This is a genomic window from Anthropogastromicrobium aceti, from assembly GCF_020687335.1.
Classification (GTDB): domain Bacteria; phylum Bacillota; class Clostridia; order Lachnospirales; family Lachnospiraceae; genus Anthropogastromicrobium; species Anthropogastromicrobium aceti.
Map to the genome: position 1 here is coordinate 47,590 of NZ_JAJEQN010000017.1, position 20,430 is coordinate 68,019.

Genomic DNA, 20,430 nt, shown 5'->3' on the forward strand with positions numbered 1-20,430 from the left:
CAAAATTTCAATAAATAAAATATAGGGCCAGATTTCTCTGACCCTATTTCACATTATCTTCCCTATTCTCGCCCATTCATCCTTTCGATCAGCCCCGCGGCCTCTTTTACAGTTGCAACTGGAATACATTTCATTCCCTCTGGAATTTTAATATCTTTCGCGCTGATCTTTGGCAAAATACAACATGTAAAACCAAGTCTTGCAGCTTCGTTGATTCGCTGCTGCACCATACTTACACCACGAATCTCTCCTGCCAGTCCGACTTCTCCAAAAATAACAGTGTGCGCATCAATCACGCGATCACGAAAGCTTCCTGCAATTGCCATGACGACTGCCAAATCCAGCGCAGGTTCACTAATCTTTATTCCTCCTGTGACATTTACATACGCATCACATGAAGACAGTGCCATACCCATTCGTTTTTCCAAAACAGCAATCAATAAATTTACACGATTTCCATCAATTCCAGCACTCGTACGTCTTGGCAATCCAAAGCTTGTCCGGCAGACTAGTGCCTGCACCTCAAGCATAATTGGGCGCGTTCCTTCCATAAGACAGGCCGTGACCGTTCCACTGCTGTCGAGGCTTCTTCCTTCAAGCAGGTAAGCAGATGGATTTGCAACTTCCTTTAAGCCTGACTGTACCATTTCAAATACACCCATCTCATTTGTCGCACCAAAACGATTCTTTACTGCACGAAGAATACGGTACATTGCACTGCGGTCTCCCTCAAAATAAAGTACTGTATCAACCATATGCTCAAGCACTCTCGGACCTGCAACTACACCTTCCTTTGTCACATGACCGACAAGAAAAATCGTGATATTTCTGCCCTTTGCAATCTGCATAAGCATATTAGTACATTCCCTTACCTGACCAACACTTCCCGGCGCTGATGAGATATCTTCGCGATACATAGTCTGAATAGAATCAATCACTACCACCTGCGGCATTTCCTTTGTGATCGTATTATCAATTTTTTCAAGATTTGTCTCCGATAGCAGCAATAACTCACCCGAAAAACCGCCAAGACGATCTGCACGCATCTTTACCTGACGGGCAGATTCCTCACCTGACACATACAGTACCTTTTTGCCAGATACAGCAAGATTTCGGCATACCTGCAAAAGAAGCGTTGACTTTCCAATACCAGGATCACCGCCAACAAGAATTAAAGAACCTGTAACAAGACCACCGCCCAAAACACGATCCAGCTCATGAAGCCCTGTACTGCTTCTGTCTTCCTCATCTGTACTTATTTCTTCAAGACGAAGCGGCTTTGATGCTTCTAGTCCCTGCTTTTTCGCGCCGCCTGATTTTGTTGTGGCAAAACTTCCTGCCGTAGGCTCTTCAACAAAAGTATTCCACTGGCGACATCCCGGACACTGCCCCATCCATTTTGCGGACTCATATCCGCATTCTTTGCAAAAAAAAGCGGTTTGTTTTGCCTTCATCATTCCTCCTAAAAAAAGAGGACAGGGATCTGGCCTCAAGCAGCCACAAATCCCGTCCCCATGATTTGCCATATTGGGCTATGTATGAACTATATGAGCGAGTTCATTATTTCTTGCAAATCTGAACCTTCTTTACACATCCCGGCTCAAGCTCAAGTGAGATTACGATCTTTCCGGAAAGGTTAGTCTCATAATTTTCAATTACGGCATCATCCACACTTACCTGATACTCAGTGTCATCCTCTACTGCAACGATGATCTGTGTATCCTGGAAACCATTTACGATAAAGGACAATGTATCCTCAGTCTCCTTATAATCGGTAACTACGGTTCCCGGTGTTGACTCATAGGCAAATGTCTCGTTTTTCTCTAATCTGGTGATATCATGGAAAGTCTTTACCTTATATACATCTCCGTCAAATACATAATCCGAAACCTTACCTTTTGTCGGAAGATCATAATTTCCAAAGCTTAATGTATTGTCTTCCTCAGTGCGGATTAATTCCTTAATTCCTGCCATTACTGTTTCCTCCTGATTTTTGCTGCTGCATTGCATCGTATACTATTTGCGGCCCACCCCACAGGCGAACCGCCTATCGCTATTTCAGTATAGCATATCAAATTTGATTTTCCAACCAAAAATTAAACTTTATTCAGCCTTTTTTACAGGCGTTTTTCTTTTATGGCGCACAGAAAATTTCAGTCCATTCTCACCCTTTTCAACTGTTACGCTGTCACCGCGCTCTATACGTCCCTCTAGTATTTCCTCTGCCATTGAGTCCTCAAGGTATGTCTGGAGAGCTCTTCTAAGCGGACGTGCACCATATTTTTCATCAAAGCCCTTGTCAATCAGATAGTCCTGTGCTTCATCTGTCACCTTAAGCTTGAGTTCCATGTTTTCCATTACTCTTGATGTGACTGAACGAAGCATGATATCAAGAATAGCTTTCATATCCTCCTTATACAGCGGATGGAATACAATGATCTCATCAATACGATTTAAAAATTCCGGTTTGAAGCTTTGCTTAACATCCTCCATAACCTTTGCCTTCATCTGCTCGTAGTTTGCCTTTGCATCAGATGATGCACCGAATCCTAAACGCTTTGGTGACATAATATTGGCAGCACCGCAGTTAGAGGTCATGATGATCACTGTATTTTTGAAGCTGACTTTTCTGCCATGCGCATCTGTAATCTGTCCATCATCAAGCACCTGAAGCAGAATGTTAAATACATCTGGATGTGCTTTTTCAATCTCATCAAAAAGAAGTACACTGTATGGATTGCGGCGAATACGCTCTGAGAGCTGACCACCCTCTTCGTATCCTACATATCCTGGCGGTGAACCAATGAGCTTGCTGACGCTGTGCTTTTCCATATATTCGGACATATCAACACGTATAATTGCATTTTCTGTTCCAAACATTGCCTGAGCAAGTGCCTTTGACAGCTCTGTTTTTCCAACACCTGTTGGACCTAAAAACAAGAAAGAACCGATTGGACGCTTTGGATCCTTTAAGCCGACACGTCCTCTGCGAATTGCCTTAGAAATAGCAGTTACAGCTTCCTGCTGTCCGACAACGCGTTCATGAAGCACATTTTCAAGATTCATCAAACGCTTTGCCTCACCCTCTTCGAGTGAGCGAACCGGAATCTTTGTCCAGGTAGAAACAACATCTGCAATCTCATGCTCTGTTACCTGTAAGCGCGTATTTTCCTTTTCCTGCTCCCACTTTTCCATCAGACGATTGATCTGTGCCTGTTTTCTATCCTGTTTTTTCTTGATCTCTCCAGCTTTCTCGAATGCTTCTTCCTGAATTGCACTTTCCTTTTCCTGATTTAAGCTTTCAATATCTTTTTTAAGTTTTGATACTGCCTCTGGCGCAACAAATGCTGCTAATCGAACCTTAGAAGCGGCCTCATCGACAAGATCAATCGCCTTATCCGGCAAGAAACGATCATTGATGTAGCGTGATGAAAGCTTAACAGCCGCCTCTAATGCTGCATCTGTAATCTTAACTCTGTGATGCTCCTCGTAAACATGGCGTAGACCCTTCAAAATAGCAACTGTCTCATCCTCAGAAGGCTCCTCTACCATAACAGGCTGAAATCTTCTCTCAAGAGCAGCATCCTTTTCGATGTGCTTTCTGTACTCATCAATAGTAGTTGCTCCGACAATCTGAAGCTCACCTCTTGCAAGGCATGGCTTTAAAATATTAGAAGCATTCATAGCTCCATCTGCGCCGCCTGCATCAACTAATGTATGGAGCTCATCAATAAATAGAAGTGTCTGACCATCGTTTCGCACTTCATTGATCACATTTTTCATGCGCTCTTCAAACTCACCGCGATACTTTGAGCCGGCTACCATGCCAGCCATATCGAGTGTCACCACACGTTTTCCAGAAATAGTATCTGGCACATTTCCCTCATAGATACGGCTTGCCAGACCTTCTGCAATCGCAGTTTTTCCAACACCAGGTTCACCGATCAGACAAGGATTATTTTTTGTACGTCTGCTTAAAATCTGGATCACACGATTAATCTCCTGCTCACGGCCGATAACCGGGTCAATCCTTCCTTCTTTAGCAAGCTCTGTCAGATCTGTACTATACTGATCAAGAAGCGGTGTTTTACTTTCTGCATTTCTTGTATACTGAAGTGATTCCACATCTTCCCTTGCCGCTGCCACATCGCCATCCTTTGCAGATACAAGCTCTATATAAAGCTGACGAATATTTACTTTCATTGTATTCAAAAGCTTTGTTCCGGCACAGTCGAAGCTTTTGAGCATTGAGATTAAAATATGCTCTGTTCCAACCAGACTGGAATGAAAGCGCTTTGCCTCTAAGTAGCTACTTTGGATTACGCGGTATGCTTCCGGTGAAAATCCATCTGGTTCACGCACACTGACGGAACCCGTCGGTGTAATGAGCGATGAAATCAATTCCTCAAGACGCTCCTCTGTAACGCCCTGTTCCTGCAAAAGCTTACTTGCCACGCTGTCCGAAACACGCACAAGGCCAAGAAGAAGGTGCTCAGTTCCGATATAATTTTGCTCTAGCTGCGCAGCGGCTTTCTTTGCCTCACCTATAACTTCCTGTGCCCGATTTGTAAATCGTTCAAACATAAGTGTTTTTCCTCCATATGTGATGAGTTACGGCTGCACAAGCTCTGGCAGACAGCTTCTAAGATAATCTGCACGCAGCTGATTTTGCTTTGATACACCTGTCGTCTTATTTTGTGCTGTCAGATTTGCCTCCTGCATTCCCATCATAATTTCATAAAAATTGCAATATTCCTTGAATCTAATAATTTGTTTTTCCTGTCCCCAGCGAAGCTGTGATACAAGATGCATGCCCATCTTCAATGTCATGAGCTTTGAATAACGAATCGTACCATATGCCTTATAGCAGATATCCTCCACCTCAAGCCTATGCTGTTCAATGGAATTATCGCGAAGTGTTCGCTCCTGACTGGCAAGCTGACCGCCTACTTTATCAAGAAGCTCTAAAATTTCCTCCTCGCTTGTTCCAAGTGTCTTTTCATTGTACAGCACATACATATTTCCATTTAACTGTCTGTCACTTGAAAAAGCTGGCTTTAATTTTAATCCAAAACGCCCAATCTCGTCAACCATATCATCAAAACGGCTGACAGAATCAAGAAGTGCCAGATGAAGCACAAGATATGCTCTCATGCCAGTTCCTATATTAGTAGGATATGTCGTAAGATAACCAACCTGATCATCAAACGCATATGGATACAGCTCATTTATATAATCATCGATCTTATCCATCTCCTTCCATGACTGGCGAAGCTGTGAACCTGCATGACTTATCTGCATCCGAAGGTGATCCTCACAATTGATTGTCAGACTCACGGCATCATCTGCTGAACAAATAAGTCCTGCATATCCTGGCTCCTTTGCTGCACGGCGGCTAATCATGCGCCGTTCACGAAGGGCATTTCTTTTTGTCTGCGTCATCGTTAAAAGATCCCATGTCTGGTAACTTCTTCCATCAAGGCTGCCGATTCCACAAAGCTTTTCTTCAAGCTCCTTCGTCAACCTTTTTGCATCCTCTTCCTCTAATTTCCACGGAAATTTGTAATCACGCAGGTTGCGAAGCAGACGGATTCTGCTTGCAACGATTACATCATTTTCCGCATCCTTCTCCTCATACCACTTCATCACCGGCCTGAATCCTTTCCTTAATCTTTTTGATCTCATCGCGGTAGTAGGCTGCCTTTTCGTAATCTTCCTCCAAAACAGCTTCCTTTTGCTTTGCCTGACAAATCTCAAGCTGCTCCTGCAAACTCTGACGCTTCTTGGCATCAGCTACCATATCTGCATGAATCTTTTTATCACCCAAAAAGCGCGGTTTCTTTCCGGTATGGGAATTATTTCCCTGTATCTTTTTAATGCTGTTATTTATTAAAAGCCCGAATGTATTGTAACAGTCCGCACAGCCAAAGCGTCCGTCCTGAACAAATTCTTTGTATGTCATCCCACAAGTCGGACAGGACAGCTTAGATGCGTCCTCCTCCTCGCTGCGTCTGGAATCGCTGATTCCAAGGATTCCTGACAAAAGTTTTGCAAATGGGCTTGAAGAATCCATAAGGATTCCGCCCAGATCAGACTGAGATGCACATTCACTGCACAAGTTGCGCTCCGTCACAGTCCCGTTTACTACTTCCCGGATGACAATGCTGGCTTCCCTCATCCTGCATTGCTCACAAAGCATAGTTATTCCTCCTCACAAAAATAACTGTTTTCGTCCAAAACAAATTTAATTTTGAACATCTGACAAATGTTTGTTGTAAATCTCATCCACCAGCTCGTGGATCTCTTCTTTTGATATATGCATGCAGCCTGCCTTCGCCAGTGTAACAGACAATTCTCTTCGAATTTCTTCGATTGCCTCAATTTTATCAACATCTACACTGACAATAGCACCTCTTCTGCGATCTAACTTTACATAACCTGCCTGTCTGAGTACTGTGTATGCTTTATTGACAGTGTGCATATTTATGCCGATCTCATCTGCCATATTTCGTATGGAAGGCAGCTGATCTCCATCACAGATCTGCCGCTTTGCGATACCCATAATAATCTGGTTAGTAATCTGCATATAAATTGCTTCATCACTGTTAAAATCTATCTTTATTATCATCTAATCACCTGTCCTCGTCCTGGCCATCATCCAGTCCGGCTAACCAACGATCCAGCTCGGCCTCTTGTTCTTCATCATAATCGCCGTAATCGTCTTCATCATCTGTATAGCCTTCGTCATAATCAAAGTCCTCTGGCTCTTCGTCATGCACTTTTGGTCCTCGTGTATTCTGCGTTTTTTTCTTCTCAAGCAGCTCATCAACCTGCTTTAAAAGAATATCCTGCTGCGTCTGAGCAAGCTCCCACTGCTTTTCCTGTTCTTTTCTGCGAGCCATGCGCTCATTTCTTTCCTTTTTGTAGCGCCGTTTTGCCGCTGCCCTTCTAATAAAGACTGCAACCCACAAAACAAATGCCAATGCACCGCATCCTAGCACGCCATATGTGACATATTGAAGATTTCCTGAGGTAACAGTTTCTGCAAAAGTCTTAAACTCATTAACAGTGTTTGAGAGAAGCTCATTTTCATCACCCGGCTTAGCCACTGACTCAGAAACACTTTGAGCTGCCCGATTTGTCTGTGACTGGGAATCACTTTGCGATGTCTGCTCTTTTTGCTCTCCCACCTGCACATGAATGTAGTAATGTCCGATGTTGCCATCCTTATCGGTAACAGTAACAACAATCTCGTTTTTTCCTTTCACAAGATTCGTATTTCCGCTTACCGTATAAAAGCTGTTCTCATCGCTTGTAACGCCTTTTACCAAAATCTTCGTCACATCCTCTGCAACCGTTACATTGTAATCAGTTACATCCGGCTCAAAACGGATAGTACCTTCGCTTAATGTCAGCGACTGCAGCTGCACTCCTTCATTCGCAGATGTTCTTTCAAGTGTCGCTGCTTCCTTATTAATTATCATATTCATTCCCCACACCTCGTTGTTCTAAACCTTTGTAGGCATCTGTTATAGACAGAATAGCACACCTTTGTAAAAAAAGCAACATTAATTTCCTCCTTCCTGTGTTCCATGTCCGTTTGGATCGACCGGATACGCCTCATGGCCTATCGCATCATACCAACCCACAATACGATCTTTAAAATCAGGATGCGGATATAGGCCTGTATCCAAAATGGCTACCGTTACGCCTTTTCCTGTATAAGAAAGTGATTCTTTGCATACGCCGCCTGTTGGCACAATAATCTGTTCTTTTTCAATCTGTCGCTCCTCACATGTTAAATTGGCATAGCGCCCCCGTTTTTTCTGAAGACACTCACAATCCACCTCATAAACTGCATTCTTCTCTATAATAAGCATATGTCGCTCCTTCTTGTCATCTGCTTACTATAACTTATGTACTAACAAACATGTTGTCCGCATATACTCCATTAAAGAAAAAAGAAAATCGAAGAGGTGCCTTATGCAGCAAAAGCGCCACATTCAGATTTTAAAAGCCTCTTTGCCGTACATGCACTCGCCGCTTCGTGAAGCCTGCCGTATCTGTGTACGCATGTTTGAGCTTCAGCAGGCAATGCACAGGCTTGATGAGGAAGAAGAATCTCTTGAGGCCTGCAGTAAGGATGACCAGGATCCGCTCACAGGCTTATCTCAGTCAATCCGCGAATACTGCACGCCTAAGGAGCTTGAAACGCTTGACATGGTAACAAATCTTGCCCAGATGGCACGACTTTATCGCGAATATGAATCAGAAGGAGGCGCCAAGCACAATGACAACACCATTTGACAATATGTCACCTGAAAAAGCTCAGTTTATTAAACAAATCGTCAGTGAAGCTTCTGGCAAAAGTCAAAACGAGCTGTTTCCATTTCTTCTTGGCATTAATCGCCAAATCGCTGGAAAGCATATGAGTTTTAGCGATGAAGAGACAGATGCACTAGTATCACAGCTGACAAAAAACCTTTCTCCAAAGGAGAAAAAAAGAGTGGAGCTTTTGCACCAACTTTCCAAAATGCTGGCGAAGCAAAGCAAAAAGACACCACCTCCTCAATCTAATACTTGATATATACGCATACAAAAAGAGGCAGGAATATTTGCGTCATTCCTGTCTCTTATTTTTATGATATCAGGGTCAAAAGCTCCAAAAGCCGTTCGTGCTTGCACGATTAGGTTTTTGAGCTTGGGGCCCGCAAAAACATGAGGATACAGCGATTTTCAAGGAAAATCAGCGAATCCGAATGTTTTTAGAATTGCGAAAGTTGCATAGCAACGGAGTAATTCGTGGATATCAGTTGGGGGCAAAATACCTTTTGACCCCAACATCATATTTTTATTTTTCGTCTTTATTTTTATCCGGATCTGCAAAGCCATTATCTGAATCTTTTGAATCAGACATATCTGCCCGTTTCGCTTTCTTTAATGTTTCCTCAGAACTATTTGATGCTCCATTTGAGTCTTCATTTTTTTGCGCATTCTTCTTACGGCGAAGTGCAATAAATACACACAGCCATATGCCAATAATTATGATAGCAGCAATCAGTACAATACGAAGTGTATACGGATCATTTTTTAACTGGTCAATAATCTTTTCAACTGTATTCTGGCTGTCAGCTTCAGGCGCGGATGCATTCTGGCTGGAAGCACTCTGACTCAAAGCCCCATCTGTTTCTTTCTCACTTGACGCCGCCTCAGAAACGGTTTCATTCTTGGAGGCTTCATTCTTGAAAGATTCGCTTTCTGAAGATTCACTCTCTGAAACAGCTTCTTCTGATTCATTTTCAGCAGCCTCAGATGATGACTCCTCTGACATACTGCTTTCTTCTTTTGATGCTTCTTCAGATTCTTCTTCTGATGATTCATCCTCCTTAGAAGCAATCTCCTCTTCCATTGTCAGATAATCAGTCTTAATATAGCCTTCCTGACCATCTACCTCGACGCGGCACCAGCTTGCATGATAACCTGTCACAGTAACCTCAGTGTCTGCATCCAGCAATGTAACTGACGGACTGTACTGTGTCGGTCTCTCTCTTAAATAAACGGAACTAGTTGTAGTTGCCTTTGTATTAGTATCCTCGAAGGTATAGCCAGTTGCGTACTCGCCCTCCTTCATATTCTCAAGCAGATAATCGAGCAATTTAGCATATGCCTGAAGGTGCTCATATGCACGCGTTCCAAACGTATTCTCGATAAATGTCAGATTATCATACTCAGCCTTATGCATAATAGTACCGCCATTAACGGCCGAATTGCTTGTCTGATAGAAATTTGTGTACGGCTCACCATTCCAGTTTGAAGCTTCACAATAGATATAAGGAATACCTACATTAGCAAATGGCATCTGATCACTCGCTGTTGCTTTTGTAGGTGTCGGGAAACTGTCGTTTACATCTGGATGGAAAGACATATCAAGACCAAGAAGATCTGCTGCTGACTGTGCCTGATAAACAGCCCAATCCTGAACAATGCTTCCACTGTCATCCACAGTGCCTCCGTAGAGATACATATTGTCGCCTGCCGCAATCGTATCAATATTTATCATACATGCAATGCGGTCGCGCTCTTCCTGGCTAAGATTATCTACATAATACTGACTTCCAAGACAACCCGGCTCCTCTGCTGAAAATAGGACGAAGCGAATAGTATACGGAGATTCTTTTGTGCTGTAGATGCTTGCAAGCTCTAACAGTACGCCGACTCCCGATGCATTATCATCAGTGCCAAAAGTCTGCTCCACACAGTCATAATGTGCACCGACTACGATAACACGATCACTTGCTCCCTGCTTTGAAAAAATAAGATTTTCTCCATAGCATGGTGTCACGCCATCAGCTGATGTCATGGTAAATGGCTGTGCCATATACTCATAACCCATCGTAACAATCTGTGACTTTAACCATTCCTCTGCTCCTGACAGCATTCCATTTGATGAATTGACCTGACGATATGGATAATTAGACTGCAGCTGCTTCATAAACGCATATGCATTATCGCCATACTCAGCATGAACGGTCTGTGGAAGTGAAACTGCACACATACCAATTACCAGGCACAACGCCAGAACTGTTGCTTTTATCCTTTTGCAAATCTTCATAGAAACCTCTTTTCTGAATAATTACAATAAAGCCGCAGCGCTGCCGCATTATGCGACTGTATGCTGCGGCTTTATTTCACATTATTTCATAACGATGTTGATAATTCTTCCTGGAACATAAATCTCTTTGATAATATTTCCAGTCAGCTTATCCTTGATTACTTCTTTTCCTGCTGCAATAGCAGTATCCTTATCACAATCTCTTGTAATAGAAACAGTACCCTTTGTCTTTCCGTTAATCTGAACGGCAATCTCTACTGTATTCTCAACAGTCTTTGCCTCATCATACTCTGGCCAAGCCTGCTGATACAGACGTCCGCCAAAACCGCAGTCTGCCCACATTTCTTCTGTGATGTGAGGTGCAACTGGATTTAACAGAATCAAAAATGTCTTTAACTCGCCCTTTGTGATGCTGCCCTTCTTGTAGAAATCATTTAAAAGTGCCATCATTGCAGCGATTGCTGTGTTGTACTTTAAGGTCTCAAAGTCTGAGGAAACCTTCTTCATAGTCTGATGCATCTTAGTTTCCATATCCTTAGAGAAACCTTCCTCATCAGTCAGCATATCCTGCAGCTTCCATACACGCTCTAAGAAACGGCGGCAGCCCTTTACACCCTCATTGCTCCAGCTTGCTGCAAGCTCAAATGCACCGATAAACATCTCATAAGTACGAAGTGTATCTGCACCAAACTCGTTTACAATATCATCCGGGTTAATAACATTTCCACGTGACTTAGACATCTTCTCACCATTCTCACCAAGAATCATTCCATGAGAAGTTCTCTTCTGATATGGCTCCTTGCATGGAACAACACCCTGATCATACAGGAAACGATGCCAGAAACGAGAATACAGAAGATGAAGTGTAGTATGCTCCATACCGCCATTGTACCAGTCTACCGGCAGCCAATACTTCATAGCTTCTTTGCTTGCCAGTGCATCATTATTGTGCGGATCAGTATAGCGTAAGAAATACCATGATGAACCTGCCCACTGAGGCATAGTATCAGTCTCTCTCTTTGCCGGACCACCACAGCATGGACATGTTGTATTAACCCAATCAGTCATAGCAGCTAATGGAGATTCACCATTATCAGTCGGCATATAGCTTTCTACATCTGGAAGCTCCAGCGGCAGCTCGTCCTCTGATAACGGAACATATCCACACTTTTCGCACTTTACGATCGGAATCGGCTCACCCCAATAACGCTGTCTTGAGAATACCCAGTCTCTTAACTTATAGTTTTTCTTTGGTGTACCAATCTTATTCTCTTCAAGATACTCAACAATCTTCTTCTTTGCATCAGCAACCTCAAGTCCATCAAGGAATCCTGAGTTTACAAGTGTTCCTGTCTGAACATCAGTAAATGCAGCATTCTGAACATCTCCGCCTGCTACAACCTCAACAATTGGAAGGTTAAACTTCTTTGCAAATGCCCAGTCTCTCTCATCATGAGCCGGAACTGCCATGATTGCACCAGTACCATAGCTCATCAGTACATAATCAGAAACCCAGATCGGGATTTCTTTTTTATTTACCGGATTAACTGCCTTTAAGCCATTGATCTCAACACCAGTCTTATCCTTTGCCAGCTCAGAACGCTCGAAGTCAGACTTCTTTGCTGCTTCCTCACGGTATGCAACAATCTCATCCCAGTTGGAAATCTGATCCTTATACTTATCAAGATATGGATGCTCCGGGGATACTACCATGTATGTTACACCAAATAAAGTATCCGGGCGTGTTGTATAGATGCGAAGCTTATCATCTGTACCAGCGATTGCAAAATCAACCTCTGCACCATTTGAACGGCCAATCCAGTTTCTCTGAGAAACCTTTACCTTCTCAACATAATCAACGCTGTCAAGACCATCGATCAGCTTATCTGCATATTCGGTAATCTTTAACATCCACTGGCTCTTCATCTTACGAACAACAGGGCTTCCGCAACGCTCACATACACCGTTTACAACCTCCTCGTTTGCAAGACCTACCTTACAGGAAGTACACCAGTTAACAGGCATCTCTGACTTATATGCCAAGCCTGCTTTGTACAGCTTTAAGAAGATCCACTGTGTCCAGTGATAGTAATTCGGATCAGTTGTGTTAATCTCTCTGTCCCAATCGAAGGAATAACCTAAAGACTGCAGCTGATTTTTGAAACGAGCTACATTATTCTTTGTAACGATCTTCGGGTGAATATGATTCTTAATTGCGTAGTTTTCTGTTGGAAGACCAAATGCATCCCATCCCATTGGATACAGTACGTTGTAGCCCTGTAATCTTCTCTTTCTGGCAACAATATCCAGTGCGGTATATGGACGCGGATGACCTACATGAAGTCCCTGTCCTGACGGATATGGAAACTCAACCAAAGCATAATACTTTGGCTTAGTGTAGTCATCTGTTGCGGCAAATGCCTTCTCATCAGTCCAGACCTTCTGCCATTTTGATTCAATTTCTTTTGGATCGTAATTCTTGTTCATTGTGTTTTGTGTTTCCTTTCCGGGTCTCTTCTTATGAAAAAAAAGAGCCCTTTCTTTCTCTTTGTATAGAGACGAAAAGACTTCGCGGTACCACTCTATTTCAAGGCAGCCATCTGCCTTGCCCTCGATATTCTATAACGGGAATACCCGCCGCCAACTACTCCGTCTTTATATAATGACGTTTCCCTGCCGGTGCTCTAAGGTCAGTTCGGCAGTTATAAGCTGCTGCCTTTCACCAAACGGCAGCTCTCTGAAGCTCTCCCCTGCTTACTATTCCTTGTCATTGCATTTTTTTCACTTTTTTACAATACCATAGAAAAAGGGGGCTTGTCAACCCCCTCTTTCTTTCAAAACTCTTAATGTTAGATTGTTGGTTACTGCTCTTCTTTTTCAGCTGCCTCAATAATCTTCTTCTGGACATCCTGAGGTGCCTGCTCGTATCTTGCAAACTCGTAGGAGAACTCGCCCATACCACCTGACATTGCACGAAGATCGGTGGAGTAACCATACATCTCTGCCATTGGCACATCTGCTGTTACCATCTGCTTGCCGCCTGCTACATGATCCATACCAAGTACTCTGCCGCGGCGCTTATTTAAGTCACCCATAACATCACCGACAAGTTCATCTGGAACGGTGATGGAAACTGATACGATTGGCTCTAAAATTGTTGGATTTGCCTCTGCAAAGCCCTTCTTATAAGCAAGAATTGCAGCCATCTTGAATGCAAGCTCTGAAGAGTCTACTGGATGATAAGAACCGTCAACAAGTGTTGCCTTTAAGCCAACTACTGGATAACCTGCAAGTGTACCCTTTAATACAGACTCCTGAATACCCTTTTCAACTGCCGGGAAGTAGTTCTTCGGAACAGCGCCTCCTACTACCTTCTCTTCGAATACATATGGTGTATCAAGATCACCTGATGGCTCAAATACCATATGAACATCGCCGTACTGTCCGCTTCCGCCTGTCTGCTTCTTATACTTACCCTGTACCTGAACTTTCTTTCTAAGTGTCTCGCGGTATGCTACCTTCGGGCGATACAGCTCGATCTCAACCTTATAACGATTCAGAATACGGCTTGCAACAACATCAAGCTGCTGATCACCGATGCCATAAATCAGTGTCTGGTGATTTTCTACATCGTTCTCAAGACGAAGTGTCTGATCTTCCTCTACCATACGTGCAAGTGCACCATTGATCTTATCTTCATCTGACTTATTCTTTGCACGGTATGCCTTGCATGTATATGGCTTACTTACCTGCGGTCCATCATAAATAAGTGTTGCACCCTTTGTGGAAATGGTATCACCTGTAGAGATCTTTTCGATCTTTGCCAGTGCACCAATATCTCCTGCGCGAAGCTCTGGAACCTCAATGGTTTCTTTGCCGCGAAGTAAATACAGCTTAGATGCACGATCTTCTGTTCCCTTATTTACATTATAAATGCCATCACCGGCCTTTAATGTACCTGTTACAACTTTAATTAAGGAATACTTTCCGATAAACGGATCTACTACAGTCTTAAATACCTTTGCAGACAGATGCTTGTTCTGATCACACTTTACCATTACAAGCTCTCCAGTAGATGTTTCCTTTCCATGGTTTATTGTATATTCAGGTGATGGGAAATATTTCTTAATTACGTTCATCAGCATACTGGTACCCTGATTATGAACACCTGATCCAACTAATACAGGAACGATCTGACAGTCCATAACGTGAGTTCTAAGTGCAGTAGAAACTTCCTCATAAGTAAACTCTTCACCTGCAAAATAACGCTCCATCAGCTCCTCGCTTGTATCAGCAACAGCCTCAACAAGTGCATCACGGCTGATGTTTAAGTGCTTATCCATATAATCAGGAATATCGCACTCTTCATATTCGCTTGTATCATTGATAAAACGGCGGCCCTTCATCTTTACAACATTTACAAAGCCGACGAACTTTTCATTCTCACGGATCGGCACATGGAACGGTGCTACCTTACGTCCAAAACGATCATTTAACTCAAGAACGATCTTACGATAGCTGGCCTGATCATCATCCATGCCCGTTACAAAAAACAGTCTAGGCAGCTTATACTTCTCACAAAGCTCCCATGCCTTTAATGTACCAACCTCTACGCCAGATTTGCCGTTGATCACGATAACAGCGGCACCTGCTGCGTGGCAAGCCTCCTCTACTTCTCCTACGAAGTCAAAATATCCAGGTGTATCTAAGAAATTGATCTTGATGTCCTCGAACTCGACCGGAACTACGCTGGTCGAAATGGAAAACTGACGCTTCTGCTCTTCCTTATCATAATCGCTGATGGTGTTTCCGTCCGTCACCTTTCCCATCCTAGCTGTAATACCGGTCTGGTAGGCAATAGCCTCAACAAGTGTTGTCTTACCACATCCGCCATGTCCCATTACTACAACGTTGCGGATGTTTCCAGTTTCATAAACCTTCATAAGTCACGTCCTCCAATCTTTCTTTGCTTTCCAAGTTTATTTTGTCTCTTTTGCAGTATACAATTTCGAGACCTCTTGAAATCTGATAGATATATTATATAAAATATTTCAAATAATTGCAACTATTTTTTCACATTTTTGATATGGTTTTTATTACAATTCATGTTACGCAAGCCATTCGCCTTCGGGCTTTTCTGTAAATATTGGCTTATCCGTGAATCGTAATCTTTTCGCACTTTAAAGTGAAAAAGCTTGACTTTCCCCTCCACTTTCGCTACAATACGTTCAGATACTCTGGTTTTCCTATACTAACGGAGCACGGAAAGGCAAACTTATGAAGCTTAAGACAATAGGATTTATCGGGCTTGGACTGATTGGCGGTTCAATCGCCCGCAGAATAAAACAGGTTCACCCTGATACCATAATTATGGCTTATATGAGAACACGCAGCACGCTTGAAGAAGCAAAGGCTGACGGCATTGTTGACATAATTTTAGATGGTGTAGATGAGACACTTCGCACATGTGACATGATCATCCTTTGCACTCCCGTTTCTTTTAATGAATCATATTTAAAGGCTATTCGGCCATTCATAAAGCCAGGCTGCATTGTGACTGATGTTGGCAGCACAAAAACAGCTATTCACGAGACGGTAATCGCACTTGACATGGAGGACTGCTTTGTCGGCGGACATCCAATGGCAGGCTCTGAGCGCACTGGATATGCATGCTCAAAGGCTTCTCTACTTGAGAATGCCTACTATGTGATTACACCAACTGCCAAGACCACACAGGATAAGCTTGAAACAATGATTCAATTTGCAGCTGACCAGGCAGCAATTCCGCTTGTACTCGACTACAAAAACCACGACTATGCAGTCGCTGCAATCAGTCATGTGCCACATGTCATTGCGTCTTCTCTTGTCAATCTTGTCGCCAAATCTGATTTTCCAGATGGCACGATGAAAAAGATTGCTGCCGGCGGTTTTAAAGATATCACAAGAATTGCCTCCTCCTCACCTGTGATGTGGGAGCAAATTTTATTCACGAACAAAGACAATATTATTTCCTTATTAGAAGACTACAAAAGGGCGATTGATCAGACAATCACCGATCTAAAAACAGATAATCATAAAGATATCTATGATATTTTTGAAAGCTCCGGTGCTTACCGAAGCTCCATCAGTGACAATCGCGGCAGTGCTACAATGAATCCAGAATATGCCATCTTCTGCGATATTCCAGATCAGCCAGGTGCCATCAGTGTGCTTGCATCCTTACTTGCTTTCGAGAATGTCAGCATCAAAAATATTGGCATCAACCATAACCGTGAACATATGGCTGGTACAATCAAAATTGAGTTCCATGATCAAGCTTCCTGCGAAAAAGCGACAGAATGCCTTGAGTACCACCATTATCCGGTTTATCAGAAAAAATAATAAGATATTCAGAAAGGATTTCTATGAAGATAGTAATTGTGGGTGGTGTCGCAGGCGGCGCGACAGCAGCAGCCCGTATCAGAAGATTAGATGAGCAGGCTCAGATTATCGTATTTGAGCGTTCCGGATATGTTTCCTATGCTAATTGCGGACTTCCATATTATATTGGAGATGTTATTACAGATCCCGAAGCTTTGACGCTGCAGACGCCAGAAAGCTTTTTTAAGCGTTTTCGTGTTACAATGAAGGTTCATCATGAGGTGACAGCCCTTCATCCAGAGAAAAAAACTGTTTCTGTAAAAAATCTAACTACAGGAGAGGTATTTGAGGAATCTTATGATAAATTGATTCTTTCTCCGGGTGCAAAGCCAACACAGCCAAAACTTCCAGGTATTGATATGGAAAAAGTATTCACTCTTCGCACTGTCGAAGATACTTTTCGTTTAAAAAAATATATTGAAACAAAAAAGCCCACGTCAGCTGTGTTGGCCGGCGGCGGCTTTATCGGACTTGAATTGGCTGAAAATCTAAAGGATCTTGGCATAGATGTAACAATCGTTCAGCGCCCAAAGCAGTTAATGAATCCATTTGATGCAGATATGGCATCATTTATTCATAATGAAATGAGAAAGCACGGCGTAAAGCTTCTTCTTGGACACACCGTAGAAGGATTCGAAGAAAAAGGTGAAACTATTCGTGTACTGCTTAAGGATGAGCAGCCGCTGCATGCTGATCTTGTTGCCCTTGCCATTGGCGTCACGCCAGATACACATCTTGCAAAGGAAGCTGGACTGCAGCTTGGTATTAAAGACAGCATTGTCGTCAATGACCGCATGGAAACATCAATTCCTGATATTTATGCAGCTGGCGATGCTGTTATGGTTAAACATTATGTCACAGGCCAGGATGCACTAATTTCTCTTGCAGGACCAGCAAATAAGCAGGGACGCATTATTGCAGACAATATCTGCGGCGGCGACAGTCACTACCTTGGAAGTCAGGGAAGCAGTGTCATTAAGGTATTCGATCTGACAGCTGCAACCACTGGTATTAACGAAACAAATGCACGCAAAGCCGGATTAGATGTTGATACAGTAATTCTTTCTCCAATGAACCACGCTGGCTATTATCCTGGCGGCAAGGTTATGACAATGAAAGTTGTTTTTGAAAAGAATACATATCGTTTGCTAGGCGCCCAAATTGTAGGCTACGAAGGTGTTGACAAACGAATTGACGTGTTGTCAACAGCCATTCATGCAAATCTTAAGGCAACTTCTCTACAGGACTTAGATTTAGCCTATGCACCGCCCTACTCTTCTGCAAAAGACCCTGTTAATATGGCAGGTTTTATGATTGATAATATTGCAAATGGAGTCTTAAAGCAGTGGCATTTAAGTGATCTTACATCAGTTTTACAGGATTCAAATGCAACACTTATTGATGTGCGTACTATTTCTGAATATGAACACAGTCATATTGAAGGCTTTAAAAATATTCCTGTTGATGAGCTCAGAGATCATTTATCAGAAATTGAAAAAGACAAGCCCGTATACGTAATATGCCAAAGTGGACTTCGAAGTTACATTGCGACACGTATATTGTCACAAAATGGCTATGATGCCTATAATTTTGCCGGAGGATTTCGTTTTTATGAAGCCGTAATGCATGACAGAAGCCTTGTCGAGAAAGAAACAGCTTGTGGAATGGATTTATAAGTTTCTTACTTGCCAGAGGGGACATTAATTCAATCACCGCAATGTCCCCCTGGTCTTAAAAGTTTGTCAATCAAGAGTTACTCTGTTTTTTTGAATTACTTTTCGCTTTTTTGATTTTTTGCCAAGCAATCGATCCATTCAAACAAATCTTTCAGATCATAGTCACCACTGTGCGGCAATCCCCATGGCAGGCAAAAATCGACCTGATATCCTTTATTTTGTAAAAGTGTTGCCAATATTACAGGGATCGCAAGAGACGTATCGCGATCAAAAGCGCCATGGCGGATTCTCCAATTCTTTGCGACATCGCAATTTCCATTTTCAATAAATGGAATTGGATTTAAAAGTTTAATTTTCTCCTCATCTGCCATCTCTGCCTTCACCTTTGAATGTTTCATTGAAAATTCGGTAAAATGGCGTGCAAATACGTTTTCATCCCCAAATTCCTCGTTCTCACAGCATTCAAGTGTCAGTGAATCAAACGCAGGCACCGGCTTCATGCGCGTGATTTTGGCAACATAGGAATCCATATCAATCGCAACTGCCTCTTCCCCTTGAAATGTTATGTAGTCTTGCTTTTCAATTTCACTGCCTGGCACAGCAAGTTTTTGTAACCGAGTCTGTGAATCAAGTGTTTTCTTTTCCTTTGTAGCCGATTTTAAGACAAAGTTCATCACATAGTCTTTAAAAGAGCCTTCTCCATTCTCATCCGATGTTAGTTTATTTCCAGTTTCATCCTGCAACTGTAATTGATTTACATAGGAAGGAAACGCAGCTTTCAATTTTTTTGACAGTAGTTTTTGCTCCTCATCAAGTTCGTCCAGAATAGCGATTTTCTTAACTCCCTGCGGTGTTTTTTCAAATTTTATCCTATGGCAAGTCGTCTCTTTTTCAAACAACCATTCATAGGCAGCATCTGCATTTTCAAGATTATGAATTGGACAATAACAGCTTGCTGCAAAAATATCATCTCTTGCCTTTGCCGCACCAATTGCCTTCAAATATGGCTCATATTCCTTTGCATTTCCAGTTGCGCCAGCGAGTGCTGACAGCGCACCACCTGCCGAGGTTCCATTTGTAATGATTTTTTCCACATCGCCAGGGACAAGATCCTTATTCCATCTTAAGTATCGAATTGCAGCCTTCATGTCTACAATCAATGCCGGAGCGCGTCCCGTAAGCATACCTTCTTTCGTGGACTTCTCATCATTCGTACCGCCCACAAAAAATTCGTTGGACTTTCGACCGGTATTTCGTCCCCGAATCCCAGCACACATCACCACATACCCATGATACAATGCCTCAAATGCGGTGTTTGGCTTATGGCCAAAATAATCTTCTCCCACCTGCATAGCTGGTCCTTCCATATAGCCACCAACCGTGTTTGGTGCAAAGATTGGTGCTGTATGCAATTGATAGCCATTGATTGACTCGCCTTGGTAGTAGACCTCTGGCACATAAAGATTCAATTTCTGTACTGCACTTACTGGATTCGCACAATATACAATGTTTTCAAATGCTCTGTAGATCACTTCTCTGCCATCTAATTCGCATCTTTTTATTTGATAGTTCTCTGGATTAAATTTTAAATCGTACATATTTTTTCCTTTCTTGACAAGAAATTTTTCTTTTATTAAAATGATATTATGATACCAGGGTCAAAAGCTCCAAAAGCCGTTCGTGCTTGCACGATTAGGTTTTTGAGCTTGGGACCCGCAAAAA

The 20,430-nt window shown here is 42.7% G+C and carries 16 protein-coding genes and 1 other annotated feature; of the genes, 4 read left to right on the forward strand and 12 right to left on the reverse strand.

Annotated features, from left to right (window positions below; all coding sequences use genetic code 11):
- Nucleotides 1-62 precede the first annotated feature (62 nt).
- From radA to LKD48_RS08190, 8 genes are all read right to left on the reverse strand, one after another.
- A complete protein-coding gene (radA, locus tag LKD48_RS08155) occupies nt 63-1,457 on the reverse strand; it encodes a DNA repair protein RadA (protein WP_308731708.1) in 1,395 nt (464 codons plus the stop codon).
- A gap of 103 nt (nt 1,458-1,560) precedes the next feature.
- Entirely contained in the window at nt 1,561-1,974 is a 414-nt protein-coding gene (locus LKD48_RS08160) for an endosialidase (RefSeq protein WP_066562523.1), read from the reverse strand.
- A gap of 129 nt (nt 1,975-2,103) precedes the next feature.
- Nucleotides 2,104-4,584 carry an ATP-dependent Clp protease ATP-binding subunit gene (locus tag LKD48_RS08165; RefSeq protein ID WP_308731709.1) on the reverse strand — a complete coding sequence of 827 codons (2,481 nt, stop codon included), beginning with the start codon at nt 4,582-4,584 and terminating at the stop codon, nt 2,104-2,106.
- A 27-nt stretch (nt 4,585-4,611) separates the two neighbouring features.
- The gene (locus tag LKD48_RS08170; RefSeq protein ID WP_308731710.1) at nt 4,612-5,646 is read right to left on the reverse strand and encodes an ATP--guanido phosphotransferase; all 1,035 of its coding nucleotides are present in this window, start codon (nt 5,644-5,646) and stop codon (nt 4,612-4,614) included.
- Nucleotides 5,633-6,199: a UvrB/UvrC motif-containing protein gene (locus LKD48_RS08175; RefSeq protein ID WP_227101583.1), complete on the reverse strand. Its 567-nt coding sequence runs from the start codon at nt 6,197-6,199 to the stop codon at nt 5,633-5,635. The genes LKD48_RS08170 and LKD48_RS08175 overlap by 14 nt, the downstream gene beginning before the upstream one ends.
- 45 nt (nt 6,200-6,244) lie before the next feature.
- On the reverse strand, nt 6,245-6,628 hold the full coding sequence (locus tag LKD48_RS08180) for a GntR family transcriptional regulator (RefSeq protein WP_118612007.1): 384 nt from the start codon (nt 6,626-6,628) through the stop codon (nt 6,245-6,247).
- 4 nt (nt 6,629-6,632) lie between these two features.
- Nucleotides 6,633-7,490, reverse strand: coding sequence for a cadherin-like beta sandwich domain-containing protein (locus tag LKD48_RS08185; protein WP_308731711.1), 858 nt, complete (start codon nt 7,488-7,490; stop codon nt 6,633-6,635).
- 78 nt (nt 7,491-7,568) lie between these two features.
- Complete coding sequence (locus tag LKD48_RS08190) at nt 7,569-7,880, reverse strand: S8 family serine peptidase (protein WP_227101585.1); 312 nt, start codon at nt 7,878-7,880, stop codon at nt 7,569-7,571.
- A gap of 103 nt (nt 7,881-7,983) precedes the next feature.
- On the opposite strand from LKD48_RS08190, the gene LKD48_RS08195 reads away from it, so the two are divergent.
- Together LKD48_RS08195 and LKD48_RS08200 are read left to right on the forward strand one after the other, a co-directional pair.
- Entirely contained in the window at nt 7,984-8,307 is a 324-nt protein-coding gene (locus tag LKD48_RS08195) for a hypothetical protein (protein ID WP_308731712.1), read from the forward strand.
- The gene (locus LKD48_RS08200; protein ID WP_118612003.1) at nt 8,291-8,584 is read left to right on the forward strand and encodes a hypothetical protein; all 294 of its coding nucleotides are present in this window, start codon (nt 8,291-8,293) and stop codon (nt 8,582-8,584) included. The genes LKD48_RS08195 and LKD48_RS08200 overlap by 17 nt, the downstream gene beginning before the upstream one ends.
- A 267-nt stretch (nt 8,585-8,851) precedes the next feature.
- Here LKD48_RS08200 and LKD48_RS08205 read toward each other — a convergent pair whose 3' ends face one another.
- The 3 genes from LKD48_RS08205 to LKD48_RS08215 form a co-directional block, all read right to left on the reverse strand.
- The gene (locus tag LKD48_RS08205) at nt 8,852-10,612 is read right to left on the reverse strand and encodes a M28 family peptidase (protein WP_308731713.1); all 1,761 of its coding nucleotides are present in this window, start codon (nt 10,610-10,612) and stop codon (nt 8,852-8,854) included.
- An 81-nt stretch (nt 10,613-10,693) separates the two neighbouring features.
- The gene (gene leuS, locus LKD48_RS08210; protein ID WP_308731714.1) at nt 10,694-13,099 is read right to left on the reverse strand and encodes a leucine--tRNA ligase; all 2,406 of its coding nucleotides are present in this window, start codon (nt 13,097-13,099) and stop codon (nt 10,694-10,696) included.
- 64 nt (nt 13,100-13,163) lie between these two features.
- Nucleotides 13,164-13,392: a binding site (T-box leader), on the reverse strand.
- Nucleotides 13,393-13,473: 81 nt separating this feature from the next.
- Entirely contained in the window at nt 13,474-15,555 is a 2,082-nt protein-coding gene (locus LKD48_RS08215; RefSeq protein WP_308731715.1) for an elongation factor G, read from the reverse strand.
- Nucleotides 15,556-15,844: 289 nt separating this feature from the next.
- On the opposite strand from LKD48_RS08215, the gene LKD48_RS08220 reads away from it, so the two are divergent.
- Together LKD48_RS08220 and LKD48_RS08225 are read left to right on the forward strand one after the other, a co-directional pair.
- A complete protein-coding gene (locus LKD48_RS08220; RefSeq protein ID WP_308731719.1) occupies nt 15,845-16,993 on the forward strand; it encodes a prephenate dehydrogenase in 1,149 nt (382 codons plus the stop codon).
- A 23-nt stretch (nt 16,994-17,016) separates the two neighbouring features.
- Nucleotides 17,017-18,708 carry an FAD-dependent oxidoreductase gene (locus tag LKD48_RS08225; RefSeq protein WP_308731716.1) on the forward strand — a complete coding sequence of 564 codons (1,692 nt, stop codon included), beginning with the start codon at nt 17,017-17,019 and terminating at the stop codon, nt 18,706-18,708.
- 95 nt (nt 18,709-18,803) lie between these two features.
- On the opposite strand, the gene LKD48_RS08230 is transcribed toward LKD48_RS08225, so the two are convergent.
- Nucleotides 18,804-20,306: a subtype B tannase gene (locus tag LKD48_RS08230; protein ID WP_308731717.1), complete on the reverse strand. Its 1,503-nt coding sequence runs from the start codon at nt 20,304-20,306 to the stop codon at nt 18,804-18,806.
- Nucleotides 20,307-20,430 lie beyond the last annotated feature (124 nt).